This is a genomic window from Frankia sp. CcWB3, assembly GCF_977927595.1.
Map to the genome: position 1 here is coordinate 1 of NZ_CDWRCK010000116.1, position 12,599 is coordinate 12,599.

General features: G+C 70.3%; 10 protein-coding genes. 5 read left to right on the forward strand and 5 right to left on the reverse strand.

All coding sequences use genetic code 11. The annotated features are described in order from the left end of the window. Window positions 1-76 precede the first annotated feature (76 nt). The 3 genes from ACY5KJ_RS10815 to ACY5KJ_RS10825 are packed head-to-tail and all read left to right on the forward strand — an operon-like array spanning window position 77 to window position 3,401. Window positions 77-940, forward strand: a complete 864-nt coding sequence (locus ACY5KJ_RS10815) for a TylF/MycF family methyltransferase (RefSeq protein ID WP_462186698.1) — start codon at window positions 77-79, stop codon at window positions 938-940. Window positions 941-996: 56 nt separating this feature from the next. Beyond that, window positions 997-1,779 (forward strand): arsenate reductase/protein-tyrosine-phosphatase family protein, encoded by a 783-nt coding sequence (locus ACY5KJ_RS10820; protein ID WP_462186690.1) that lies wholly within the window; start codon window positions 997-999, stop codon window positions 1,777-1,779. Next, the gene (locus tag ACY5KJ_RS10825) at window positions 1,776-3,401 is read left to right on the forward strand and encodes a Gfo/Idh/MocA family oxidoreductase (RefSeq protein ID WP_462186689.1); all 1,626 of its coding nucleotides are present in this window, start codon (window positions 1,776-1,778) and stop codon (window positions 3,399-3,401) included. Before ACY5KJ_RS10820 ends, ACY5KJ_RS10825 begins: the two co-directional genes overlap by 4 nt. Before the next feature lie 66 nt (window positions 3,402-3,467). Here ACY5KJ_RS10825 and ACY5KJ_RS10830 read toward each other — a convergent pair whose 3' ends face one another. Both ACY5KJ_RS10830 and ACY5KJ_RS10835 read right to left on the reverse strand, forming a co-directional pair. Beyond that, complete coding sequence (locus ACY5KJ_RS10830) at window positions 3,468-5,330, reverse strand: putative bifunctional diguanylate cyclase/phosphodiesterase (RefSeq protein ID WP_462203288.1); 1,863 nt, start codon at window positions 5,328-5,330, stop codon at window positions 3,468-3,470. Window positions 5,331-5,766: 436 nt separating this feature from the next. Then, window positions 5,767-6,270 carry a class E sortase gene (locus tag ACY5KJ_RS10835; protein ID WP_462203289.1) on the reverse strand — a complete coding sequence of 168 codons (504 nt, stop codon included), beginning with the start codon at window positions 6,268-6,270 and terminating at the stop codon, window positions 5,767-5,769. A gap of 87 nt (window positions 6,271-6,357) precedes the next feature. Here ACY5KJ_RS10835 and ACY5KJ_RS10840 point away from each other — a divergent pair, with 87 nt between their 5' ends. Next, window positions 6,358-7,236: a glycosyltransferase family 2 protein gene (locus ACY5KJ_RS10840; RefSeq protein ID WP_462186697.1), complete on the forward strand. Its 879-nt coding sequence runs from the start codon at window positions 6,358-6,360 to the stop codon at window positions 7,234-7,236. Here ACY5KJ_RS10840 and ACY5KJ_RS10845 read toward each other — a convergent pair. Next, entirely contained in the window at window positions 7,215-7,961 is a 747-nt protein-coding gene (locus ACY5KJ_RS10845; protein WP_462186686.1) for a class I SAM-dependent methyltransferase, read from the reverse strand. The two genes, ACY5KJ_RS10840 and ACY5KJ_RS10845, sit on opposite strands and share 22 nt — an antisense overlap. A gap of 120 nt (window positions 7,962-8,081) precedes the next feature. Between ACY5KJ_RS10845 and ACY5KJ_RS10850 the strand changes: the two genes are divergently transcribed. After that, complete coding sequence (locus tag ACY5KJ_RS10850; protein ID WP_462186685.1) at window positions 8,082-9,290, forward strand: glycosyltransferase family 4 protein; 1,209 nt, start codon at window positions 8,082-8,084, stop codon at window positions 9,288-9,290. Window positions 9,291-9,526: 236 nt separating this feature from the next. Here ACY5KJ_RS10850 and ACY5KJ_RS10855 read toward each other — a convergent pair whose 3' ends face one another. Together ACY5KJ_RS10855 and dnaG are read right to left on the reverse strand one after the other, a co-directional pair. Further along, entirely contained in the window at window positions 9,527-10,705 is a 1,179-nt protein-coding gene (locus tag ACY5KJ_RS10855; RefSeq protein WP_035730083.1) for an RNA polymerase sigma factor, read from the reverse strand. 40 nt (window positions 10,706-10,745) lie between these two features. After that, window positions 10,746-12,599, reverse strand: a 1,854-nt coding sequence (dnaG, locus tag ACY5KJ_RS10860) for a DNA primase (protein ID WP_462203290.1), incomplete at its 5' end; no start/stop codon positions are given.

A 12,599-nucleotide genomic window follows, 5' to 3' on the forward strand; every position in this document is an offset into this window, starting at 1 on the left:
ACCCAATAGCGAACGGAGCCCGACGGCCCCCGGCCCCATCCCCTTTCCGCGCTCACCCCTCTCATCAGGAGCCATGATGACCACGACGCCGACCGTTGCCCCGCACGACCCGACCGTCGCCCGTCACGACCTTTCCGATACCTCGGTGCGGTATCTCGATCTGCTTCGCACGACGCTGACCTGCTCTCTCTGGGATGGTCGGGACGGCGGTGCGTGGGAGCCGCGCACCGGCGCGAAGAGGATGCTGGTACGAGCCTTCCGCAGCCAGGGAATGGAAATCGTCAAGAGGAGCGCACCGGGCGCCCGGACCGACGGCCGGCACTGGCCGCGGCTGGCGCTCACGATGACCGGCGACCACCGGATGCGCAACCTCCAGGAGTGCACCGAACGAGTCATCGTCGACGGCGTCCCAGGCGACCTCATCGAGACCGGGGTCTGGCGGGGCGGCGCGTGCATCCTCATGCGCGGGGTGCTCGCCGCCTACGGCGTCCCCGACCGCACGGTCTGGGTCGCCGACTCGTTCGCCGGCCTGCCCGCGCCCAATCCGGGGCGCTACGCCGCCGACACCGGCGACCGCCACCACGAGTACGCGGAGCTGTCGGTGTCCCTCGAGCAGGTGCGGGACAACTTCCGCCGCTACGGCCTGCTCGACGATCAGGTCCGCTTCCTGCGCGGCTGGTTCCGGGACACCCTGCCCACCGCGCCCATCGAGCGCCTCGCGGTCCTGCGCCTCGACGGCGACATGTACGAGAGCACCACCGACGCGCTGACGGCGCTTTACCCGAAGCTCTCCGACGGCGGCTTCTGCATCGTCGACGACTATGGAGCCGTTCCCGGCTGCCGGGCGGCGGTCGAGGACTACCGGGCCGCCCACGGGGTGACCGAGCCGATCATCGAAGTCGACTGGACCTGCGTCTACTGGCGCCGGAACGAGCCCTAGCGGTCACGCTGAGCTGGTCCGCAGTCCGCCGGCCCCGGCGGAGAGAGGAGGAAGGGATGGCGGAGGAAGGAGTGGCAGTGCGGCAACGACCGTGGGCGGTACTGATGGTGTGTACCGGCAACGTCTGCCGCTCGCCCCTGGCCGAGCATCTCGCCGCCGCCCGGTTCAGCGCCGCGCTGGACCGGATCGGCCTCGGCGCGGCCGGCGCGCCGGCATCCGGCGGGACCGGGGGTAACGAGCCCTCGTCCGAGGGATGGCATCCACCCGGCCCCGCCGGGGATCTTCTGGTGAGCAGCGCGGGAGTATGCGCCCGGGCAGGTGAGGCGATGTATCCCCAGGCCGCGGCGATCCTGGCATCGCGAGGGCTCGACCCGTCCGGCTTCCGGGCAAGGTTGCTGACAGCGGACCTGGTCCAGGCCAGCGATCTGGTGCTGTGCGCGACCCGCGCACACCGCTCGACGGTGGTGGGCCTTGTGCCGCGGGCCATGCGCCGTACCTTCACCCTGCGCGAGTTCGGACGGTTGACCTCCGGAGTCCGCCCCGCCGACATCCCCCCGGGCGGGGCACGGGTGGCCGGGGAGTACCTCGCCACCACGGCCTGGCGGATCCGGGCCGCCGGCCGCGCGCTACCGGCCGCCCTCGACGACCTGGCCGACCCCCTCGACGGCGGTCGGGAGGCGTTCGAGAACTGCGCGCGGATGATCGAAGAGACGTTGTCACGGCCGATGGCCCTGCTGGCGGAGGCGTGTCACGAGCCACTGGCGGCCGCGCCTACGGACCCCGCAGGCCCGGCAGGCCTCGCGGATGTCCCGGTCGACCGGACCCCGGCACCGGGATGAACATCCTGATCGGGAACCGGTGGCTGGCCGGCTTCCTCGACGAGACCCCCCTGCCCGGCCACTGCCGGATCCGCCCGGACACCTGGGTGACGCTGTTTCCCGTGGACGGTCAGTTCTTCGTCAGGGCGGGCAGCGGCCGGGCCCTCGCCGCCTACACCCGCGAGTTCGGCATCCGCGCGGTCGCCCGCAAAACGGCCAGCCGGCTGCGGGAACGCGACCGCAACCAGCGTTACTTCGGCGTGGGCCTGGGCACCCTGGTCGAAGCCGTCCCACCCGCTGGTGGGGCGGCTTCGCGGACGGGAACGACCGTCGCTTTCGTCGCCCCCTGCCACCCGGCGTGCATGGAACGCATCGTCCTGCATCAGGACCTCGTCCGCCCGGTCGGGCCGCCCGGCCCCACCGGCGCTCCCGCTCCCGCCGACCCACTCGGCTTCGTCAGCCCCGATCCGCCACCACCGCGATCCGCGATCGTCTACCGGGCCCGGCCGGCGACCGCGTTGCCGGTCGTGGACGACACGCTCATCGGCTGGTCTCCGATGTCGGGAGCACCGGTGGATCCCGGTGCCGTCGACCGTCTCGTCGCCTGGCTCGCAACCGAGTGGACCGGGGCCCGACCCGGGGATCGCCCACTCGCCGGGATCAGTCCGATCACGGAGAGCACCCCGCGCCATGGCCCGCCGCCCGCGTCCGGACGACCCACCGCTGTCCTGTTCGGGTTGGGACACTATGCCAAGACACAAATCGTCCCGCACGTCCGTGATCACCTCGACCTCGTCGGTGTGCATGAGATCGACCCCGTCCAGCTGGGCGCCCGGCGACCGGACCGATGTTCCTGGGACACCGCGGCGCTGCTCCGGGACGGGGAGCGGGCCGACGTCGTCCTCATCGCGGGCTACCACCACACGCACGCGCCGCTGGCCCGGGAGGCGCTGCGGCTCGGCTCAGTGGCCGTCGTCGAGAAGCCCGTTGTCACCACAGAGGACGATCTCGACCGGCTGGTGAAACTCCTTCACGCCGGCGGGCGCCTGTTCGCCTGCTTCCAGCGACGCCACAGCCCGATGAACGCCTGGCTGCGCTCCGACCTGCGCCTAGCCGACGGCAACGAGCCGCTGATCTACAGTGCCGTGGTGTACGAGGAACCGCTTCCCCGCCGGCACTGGTACCGCTGGCCGTCCTCACGCACCCGGCTGGTCAGTAACGGCTGCCACTGGATCGACCACTTCCTCTGGCTCAACGACTTCGCGCCGGTCCGCCGGAGCACGGTGGCCCGCTCCCGCACGGACACCTTCACGGTGTACGTCGAGCTGGAGAACGACGCGGTCCTCTCGCTCGTGCTGACCAGTGCCGGGGGCAGCCGGCACGGTCTGCGGGAACAGTCCCAGCTGCGCGCGAACGGTGTGACGGCCACCATCGTCGACGGTTCGCAGTACACCGCGGAGGCCGGGTCCCGCATCCTGCGGCGGCGAGTCAACCGGCTCGACAGCTACCCGGCCATGTACCGCGACATCTGCGAGGGCATCGTGGCCGGCGCCCCGGGCGAGGACGCAGGGCAGATCGCCGCCGTCGCCGCGCTCACGCTACGGCTGGACGCCGCAGCCGGCGGGGATGGGCCCGAACCCTGATCCCCGGGATCAGGGACGTCACGGTCCTGGTGCCGGCGGCGCCCGGACCCCCGAATCGGACCGCCATCACGGGCCCGGTGCGACCGCCACGCCGTCGACCGCCATCAGGAGGCCGCAAGGTCGGCCGGCAGCCCGGCGCCCGACCGCCCGCCGGGCTGCCGGTCCCGCCGCCGACGGACGCGTGGCCACGACGGCCTCGACCGCCGGTGCCACGATCGGGGAGACCGGGGACTGTGCCGCGCAGGTGTCGACCGGTCCCGCCACGGCGCGCGGCGCGGTCCCGGGATGGACGGCAAGCCGGCTACCCCATTCCCGCAACCAGCCGACGACTCGTTCCCCGGCCATCGGACGTGACACGAAGTATCCCTGGACCTCGTCACACTGCCAGGCGGCGAGAGAGGCCCAGGAACGCTGCGTTTCGACCCCCTCGGCGACAATCCGTAACCGCAGCGCATGCGCCAGGGAGACCGTGGACCGCACGATCTCGGCCGCGGCCGGATCGCGGTCGAGGTCACGCAGGAAGGTCCGGTCCAGCTTCACCTCGTCGGCCGGCAGTTCGCGCAGGTACGACAGCGAACAGAACCCGGTGCCGTAGTCGTCCAGGCTGACCCGCACACCGAACCGGCGCAGCCCCGCCAGGGTTCCCTGTGCCAGCTCCCGCGCCACGATGAGGGAGTCCTCGGTGACCTCGATGACGAGCGCCGAGGGCGGGAGCCGGTGCCGGGCGAGCGCGGCCCGCACCACGCCGACGAAGGCGCAGTCGACGATGACCGACGCGGGGACGTTCACCGATACCGCGAGCGGGGCACCCCGGCCGTGCCAGCGCGCGCAGTCGGCCAGGGCCTGGTCAAGGACCTGCACGGTGAGCTTCGGCATCAACCCGGCGCGTTCGATCTCCGCCAAGAAGGCGTCGGGCGGCCGCACGCCGTCGACCGGATGACGCCAGCGGACGAGGGCTTCCACACCGCTGATCCGACCACTGCGCAGATCCGCCTTGGGCTGGTAACTCAGTTCGATCTGGCCGGAGTCCAGCGCATGACGCACCTCGGCCCGCAGCAGCAGGCGGGCCCGGTTGATCGGTGGATGATCGCGGGCGTAGACGGTCTGCCCGTGACGGCCCCCCTTCGCCAGGTACATCGCCTCCTCTGCATGACGAAAGAGCTCCAGCGCGCCACGGCCGTGCTCGGGGGCATGGGCGATCCCCACGCTCGCCTCGGGCCGCACCGGAGTTCCCGCGAGCGGAACGGGCAGTTCCAGCACCTCCCGCAACCGCCGAGCGACCTGTTCGGCCCGGGCCACGTCAGCGCCGCGCAACAGCACAGCGAACGCGTTGCCGTCCACCCGGGCGAGCAGATCCGATCCGGGCAGCGCCCCGCGCAGCCGGCGACCCACCGTGGCGAGCAGGCGGTCCCCATACTCATGCCCGAGCGCCCCGTTGACATCGCGCATCCGATCGAGATCGATGAGCAGCACCGACACGGACGTTGCGCCGCGCGCCCGGTGCTCACCGCCCGCGAGACAACGGCTGGCGACGTCGAGGAAGTACCGTCGGCCCGGCAGCCCGGTCAGCTCGTCCACCACGCCGCGCCACGGCCACGCACGGCCAACGCCTCCCCGGGGATCCCACGACCGGATGTCCGGGCCGGCTGGACCGGCTGGACCGGCCAGACCGTTCGCATCGGCCAGACCGTTCGGACCCGGCCGGACCGCCGCGGCGAGGATCGCCACCGCGATCGACAACGCCGCGGCCGCGAGCACCACGCACGACAACGCGACCGGCGACGGCACGGGCCCGCCCCATCCGCCGATGAGACAGAGCAGTCCCAGAAACAGACCGAGCGCACCCCCCATCAGGGCGGCGACCCCCGAGAGCGGCCGGACCAGCATCGACCGGGGCAGCATTGACTGGAACAGCACTGACCGGACCATCGTCGCTCCACCCGCAACGCATCCATGACTTGGACGAGCACGCGGACCGACATCGCCGGTCCGCGTGCTCCCGGGGACAGCCGTCCCCGCCCCGACCTCGTGGCGCAACCACCGGTGGCCACCCGACGGGCGGCCCGCACCGCCGTGCCGGATCGTCGAGCCACGCCGTATCCGATCCCGCCCATTCATCGAATTCCCCCGAAGCCGATCCCGCAATGTCCTTGAGCGAGCTGCGTCCTTGAGCAAGCCGCCGCAGCCGGTCGAGGATGGCCGCCCACGGCGCCACCACCGCCGGCATCACGCGTCTGGTTTATCCCCGCGCTATCCGAGCGTAACGTGCGCCAGTTCGCAGGGTATCCGATGCCCGACTTTCCACCGGCATCGGCTCGGCCCGTGGCCGCCGACACCGTCGTTGGCCAACCGCCGGGGATACTAATCACCATGAAGGGCACCGGCGAAATCCAAACCGTTGCCACCCGGGACCACACCGTGTCCATTCCGGGAAATCCCCCGTCAGGGGCGGAGAGCCTACAGTAATCAGCTCCTTGCCCGGCACCTCACCAAGTTCCCCGGACACCGGACAGGCGACGTCGAACCGAGTCGGGGCTACCATCTCAGATTCGGCGGCGCGATACGTGTAGTAACGGTCTCGCACCTCGACGGGGAGGGGATCCCCAACCTTCAACTCATCGAGACGACTAAACAGTGCTCCATATGCGGTCCGATATCCGGAAACCACGACATTCTCCAGCTCACCGGGCATGGCGGTCCCCGTCATATGTCCGGACCCCGGCGCAGGACGCTGGCGGGGGCGCCTCCCACCATGGCCGGTGAATGATTTGGACCGAATCGTGGAGCACACCGAATCATGGAGCACGCAGTATCGTCGGCGGGTCACGCCAGCATCCCGCATCTCACTCACCGTTACATGCAGAGGCATTCCTGTTACCCTCGGTACTCATTCCGAGCCGTGGAGGCTCGTCGCCCGCCGGACCGGATGCTCTACCCGAGCGACGCAGGGGGTCCGATTAAGACCGTGGCGGTGATCGTCCACTGGGGTCCACACCGGCCGACCGTGGAGCTTGCGAGGTGGCTCGACGGCAGCCCCGTCATCGCCCAAGTGGCGGTGGTCGCGAACGACCGGTCGGACCGACCCGACCACCTGCCGGCCTCGGTCGCCTGGATCCTGCCGCCCCGCGACCTCGGTCTCGGCGGAGGCTTCCGGCTCGCCAGCCACGGCTACCCCGCCGCGCAGGCCTATCTCCTGATCGGCAACCACGTCAGGATCCCGGACCCGGCGCTGCGCGCCTGCCTGGAGCTGCTGGCCGGGACGAATATCGGCGTGGTCGCTCCCACCCTGGTCGACGACGACGGTCGGCGCTCGGGCCCGGCGCGGCTGAGCCCGGTCCTGGCGGCACCGAAGGCCCGGCGCCCCCCCGGCGACCGACCCCTGGAGGCCGACTGGGTCGCAGGCACGATCATGTTCGTCAAGGCGGACTGCCTGCGGCGGATCCCCCTGGACGGCCGTTACTACCTCGGGTTCGAGGATGTCGACTTCTGTTACCGCGTCCGGGAAGCCGGATGGAGCGTCGTGGTCAGTCCGCACCGTGCACGGCACATCGGGAGCACGACCGTCCCCCGGCGTGGCGACGCCTATTACGGGGTGCGCAACCGGCTCTGGTTCGCCCGGGTCCGCGGATGGCGGGCCCGGGCCGCCTTGATCGCCCTGGCGACGGCGGTCGTCGTGCTACCCCGCGCCGTCGCCCTGGACATGCTCCTCGGGCACGGTACCCGAACCTCGGCCCTCGTCCTCCACGGCCTGCTGGACGGTCTCTCGATGCTTCCCCCGCCGGGAGAGGCACGTGACGACGAGCCGCGCGCCGCTCACTGGACAAGCTGGCCGTAGCCGGGCCGGCCACCAGGCGCGGACCGTTGCCGCATCACGGCAACGCCGGGGGCGCCGGTCCGGCGCGTCGCCTGTGGCGCCGCGAGGAACAGCGCCTGCCAGGCGAACATGTTCGGCCACCGGTCCAGCACGCGGCGATCCCACCGCCGCACCAGGTCCCCGGGGAGCAGCTCACGGGTGCGCCACCACGGCAGACCACCGGTGGTGGCGGTGGCGACGATGCGCAGTCCGTTGTCCTCCAACAGCCGCCGTGCCGAGTCGACGGTGTAAAATCGCAGGTGGGTAGCGTCCATGAGACCGGTCTCGGTGTACTCGAACCGACCCCGCAGGAACAGCGCGCGCTGCCGGTAGTGCAGCACGTTCGGCAGCGCTACCAGGACCCGGCCGCCGGGTGCCAGCGCCCGCCGGGCCTCGACGAGCAACGGCACCGGATCCGCCAGGTGCTCGAGGATGTGGGAAAGCAGCACGAGCTGGTGACTCCCGTCGGGGACGAAGGGCAGCCCGGCGCTCAGATCAGCAAGTTCGACGTGGTCGCACTCGGCCGCGGCGGCGGCCCGCTCGGACGGATCAATCGTCACCCCCGTCACCCGCCAGCCCCGGGCCCTCAGCAGCCGCGCGTTGTCCCCGGCTCCGCACCCACAGTCCAGCGCCTTACCCGCCGGTATGTCGATCAGATCGAGGAGAGGCGGGTTACCACCGTTGCGGTACCGCAGATCGGCTTCCATACACGACCCCTTGTCGCCATCATCGGAGAAGCTACAGGCAGTCAAGAGAACTCGAAACGTTACTATGACACGCTCCACAACACAGGACTAGCACCTGGAGAAATATTAAAATCACTCTCCGTGCAGATCTCGCGCCGATCCACCGCCCCGACCGCCTCCCTCACCGATCGACCTGCCCGGGTTCTGCTGCTGAGCAGTTCCCGCGGCCTCGGTGGTGGGATCGAGCGTTATCTTTCGACGGTCGAGGAGACACTGCGGGCCGGTGGGGCCGATCTCCTGCGGGTCGACATGCTGGAGCCAGGCGTCGAGCTGACCCCGGCGATCAGGGCGCGCTTCGCGTCGCGCGCGCTCGCTGCGGCGCGCCGCTTCGGCCAGGCCGACAGTGTGGTCGCCGGGCACGCCAACCTCATCCCCGTCGCGGCGGCAGCCGTCCGACTGTCCCGGGCCCGCCTCGGCCCAGTGCTGCTCTACGGCACCGACATCTGGGGCATGCGCCGCACCGACCGCGCGATCCTGCGCGCCGACCCGCTCCTGCGCCCGGTCACGATCAGTTCCTACAGCGCCGGCGCGCTGTCGACGCTGGGGCTGGCGCCCATCCTCCGGCCGGGCATCTCACCGACGTGGCGGGCGACCCTGCTGGCCGAGGCGAGCCGCCGCCGGCCGTTGTCCCCGGTACCGACCATGCTGAGCGTGTTCCGGCTCAGTGACTGGGTGGGCAAGGGTGCGGGGGTCCTGCTGGAGGCCGTGGAGTCCGTCCGGGCCACTCTCGGCCCGGTCCGGCTGGTGTTCGCCGGGCAGGGCCCGGCACCCGGGGCCCTGCACGAGCTGGTGTCCGCGCACCCCGACACCGAGCTGCACGAGTCCCCGGCCGACGACGCGTTGGCACGTCTCTACGCCACCGCCGACCTGTTCGCGCTGTGCACCCGCACCCGCTCGCGCGGGCCACGGATCAGCGGCGAGGGTTACGGCATCGTGCTGCTCGAGGCGCAGCTCGCCGGGTGCGCGGTGATCGGACCCGCCTCAGGCGGTAGCCACGACGCCTACCAGGACGGCGTGACCGGGCAGACGCCGATGGACGAGTCGGCGCAGGCGCTGGCGGACGTCCTGCACGGCATGCTCGCCGACCGAGCGCGACTGGCCCGCGTCGGCCGGCGCGCCGCGGAGTGGGCCGAGGCCGCCACCCGGCCCGACGACTACCTCCGCACGGTTTTCACCGCCCTGACCGGACGGCTACCGAGCAGCGAGGGCCGGGACATCCCGGTCCAGCCCACGGGTGCCGGAACCCGGCGGGGGGCGACACGGGTCAATACTCCCACCGGATCGGCGTGACTCCCGGATCCGGATCACGACGAGAGCGTCCATCCCGGGCCTGAATGATCCGGACGGTCATCGAGGAACCCGCCTGATCATGAAAAATGCATCGAACGGATCGGACTGATCCTCACGCGACGCGACACACAGGTCAGTAAACCCCGATACCGAACCCGATACGAATATCAAACATCGACCAGAGGTAACCATAACACTATCGGCAGTCAACAGCCGGAAATGGTTGCCGGCCGCTCCTACTCCAGGTAGTCGCGCAGCTTCTGCGACCGGGAGGGGTGCCGAAGCTTGGACAGCGTCTTCGACTCGATCTGGCGGATGCGCTCCCGGGTGACCCCAAACTCGCGCCCGACCTCCTCCAACGTACGCGGGTGCCCGTCAGTGAGCCCGAAGCGCAGCTGGATGACCTTCTTCTCCCGGTCGGACAGGGTGTGCAGGACCGAGTCGAGCTGCTCCTGAAGCAGGATGAAGCTAGCCGCGTCTACCGGGACGACGGCGTCGCAGTCCTCGATGAAGTCCCCGAGGTGGGAGTCCTCCTCCTCACCGATGGGGGTCTCCAGCGACACCGGCTCCTGTGAGACCTTGAGGATCTCACGCACCTTGTCCGGAGTGAGATCCATCTCCTTGGCGATCTCCTCCGGACTCGGCTCCCGGCCGAGGTCCTGCAGGAGCTGCCGCTGGATGCGGATCAGCTTGTTGATGGTCTCGACCATGTGCACCGGGATACGGATGGTGCGTGCCTGGTCGGCGATGGCCCGCGTGATCGCCTGCCGGATCCACCAGGTGGCATAGGTCGAGAACTTGTAGCCCTTGGTGTAGTCGAACTTCTCGACCGCCCGGATCAGGCCGAGGTTGCCCTCCTGGATGAGGTCCAGGAACAGCATGCCGCGCCCGACGTACCGCTTGGCGATCGAGACGACGAGACGCAGGTTCGCCTCAACCAGCTTGCGCTTGGCGATCTGCCCGTCGCGTTCGATGGCCTCGAGGTCCCGCCGCATCTGCGGGGAAGTTTTCTTGGTGGCCACCGCCAGCTTCTCGGAGGCGAACAGCCCCGCCTCGATCCGCTTGGCGAGATCGACCTCCTCCTCGGCGGTGAGCAGGGGGACCTTGCCGATCTCCTTGAGGTACATGCGCACCGGGTCGGAAGTCGGCGCCTTGAGGGCGAGCTCCTCCTCCTCGCGGCGACGGCGGGCCAGCAGATCCGCCTCGTCGGGGCTCTCACCTCCCGCCTCGAGTACCTCGATGCCCTCGTCGTTCAGCACCTGCAGCACCGTCTCGGCCTGCTCCGGGGGCAGCTCCGCGGCCTGGATGGCGACCGTGACATCCTCGGTGGTGAGGAACCCGATCTCCTTGCCCCGGGTGATGAGGTCCTTGACCTCGTCCACCTGGGCTTCGCGGGGTAGGACGGTAGGACTCATGGGCGGAATCTCGTCACTTCCTTCTCGGGATCGACCCAGGTTACGCGGCACCTACGCCCCGCTCCCGGAGTTGATGCTTGTGCTGCTCCAAAGCAATCAGCTCGCCGAATGCACGGCGGAGGGCCTCGGCGTCGGTCACCCCGTTGAGCCGCTGCACACGCGACTTCAGGTCCGTGATCCGACGGGTCACATGCAACTCCTGTACCCGCGACATCTGTTCGTCGACATAACGATCATCCACATCGTGGTCGCACAGCACCCTCTCCACTGCGAGGGCAGTAACGAAGCGTCGCAGCTCCTCCTCCGGAGCCGCCGCGGTCAGCTCGGTCACCCAGGTGGTGACCTCACCGGACCTCGCCAGCCCCGCGCACACCCCACCGGCCTCGGCGATGAGGTCATGGACGGCACGGTGCGCGGGAACAGCGAACATCTCCGAAGCCAGCGTGTCGAACATCGGGCCCGCAAGCCCGGGATACTGAACGGCCAGCTTGAGCGCCTCACGCTCCACGATGACCGCCGCGTCATCGGCCCCCGCCCCGTGCCGGCGCATCGGCGCGGAACGGGCGCCAGCCCGCTCGCCCCCCTGCCGCGACCGGTGCTCGGCCACCCGGCCCACCACGAACCGCTCGTCGAGAAAACCCAGCCAGCGGTCCAGGTTCACCGCGTACCGGTGCCGCAACGCGGCGTCCTTGAGCCGGTTGACCAGCGGCGCGGCGGCGTCCAAGGCGGCGAGCCGGCCCTCGGTGGTGTTGAGGTCGTAGCGGTCGAGCACCCCGCAGATTGCGAACTCGACCAGCGGCACCCGGCTGGCCACCAGATCCCGCACGGCGCCGTCGCCACCGCTCATCCACAGCTCGCAGGGGTCGCGGCCGGAGGATTCCACCGCCACGAAGGTCTGGGTGGCGAAACGCTCCTCGTGCTCGAAGGCGCGTAGCGCCGCCTTCTGCCCGGCCGCGTCGCCGTCGAACGTGAAAATCACCTCACCGCGACGCTCGTCGGAGTCCATGAGCAGCCGGCGGACCACCGCGACGTGCTCGGAGCCGAAGGCGGTGCCACAGGTCGCCACGGCCGTGGTGACCCCGGCGAGATGGCAGGCCATGACGTCGGTATAACCTTCGACCACCACGACCTGGTACCGCCGGGCGATGTCACGGCGGGCGAGGTCGGCGCCGTAGAGCAGGTTCGCCTTCTTGAACAACGGCGTGTCCGGCGTGTTGAGGTACTTCGGCCCGGCGTTCGAGGCGTCCTCCTCGGCGAGGCGTCGCCCACCGAAGCCGACCACCTCACCGGCGAGATCCTTGATCGGCCACATCAGCCGATGATGGAAACGGTCGATCAGGCCCCCGCGGGCGCCCTGTTTGGCCAGCCCCCCGAGCACCAGCTCCTCGCCGGTGAAGCGCCGGGCGAGCAGATGCCGGGTGAGGGTGTCCCAGCCGGTCGGGGCGTAGCCGACCTCGAAGCGCGCCGCCGCGGTAAGATCGAATCCCCGCGCGGCGAGGAAGTCCCAGCCGGCGCGCGCGGAGGCCTGCGACCCTAGCTGCTCGGCGTAAAACTCGGCGGCCACCCGGTGCGCCTCCAGCAGCCGCTGCCGCTGGCTGGACACCGTACGGCCGGTGGTTCCACCGCCCTCGTAGGCCAGCGTCACCCCGGCCCGACGCGCCAGGCGTTCCGCCGCCTCCCGGAAGGTCAGCCCGTCGATCTCCCGCACGAAGGAGTAGACGTCGCCACCCTGCTGGCATCCGAAACAGTGGAACAGGCCGGTTGCCGCATTGACGTAGAAGGAGGGTGACTTCTCGTCATGGAACGGGCACAGCCCGACGAGCTCGTTACGCCCCGCCGGACGCAGCTGTACATGCTCGGCCACGACGTCCGCAATCGGCGAGCGATCCCGGAC

Bases quoted from the DNA above. Each gene is read 5' to 3' on its own strand.
- ACY5KJ_RS10815 (WP_462186698.1), top strand. From the start codon at position 77: ATGACCACGACGCCGACCGTTGCCCCGCACGACCCGACCGTCGCCCGT.
- ACY5KJ_RS10820 (WP_462186690.1), top strand. From the start codon at position 997: ATGGCGGAGGAAGGAGTGGCAGTGCGGCAACGACCGTGGGCGGTACTG.
- ACY5KJ_RS10825 (WP_462186689.1), top strand. From the start codon at position 1,776: ATGAACATCCTGATCGGGAACCGGTGGCTGGCCGGCTTCCTCGACGAG.
- ACY5KJ_RS10830 (WP_462203288.1), bottom strand. From the start codon at position 5,330: ATGGTCCGGTCAGTGCTGTTCCAGTCAATGCTGCCCCGGTCGATGCTG.
- ACY5KJ_RS10835 (WP_462203289.1), bottom strand. From the start codon at position 6,270: ATGCCTCTGCATGTAACGGTGAGTGAGATGCGGGATGCTGGCGTGACC.
- ACY5KJ_RS10845 (WP_462186686.1), bottom strand. From the start codon at position 7,961: ATGGAAGCCGATCTGCGGTACCGCAACGGTGGTAACCCGCCTCTCCTC.
- ACY5KJ_RS10855 (WP_035730083.1), bottom strand. From the start codon at position 10,705: ATGAGTCCTACCGTCCTACCCCGCGAAGCCCAGGTGGACGAGGTCAAG.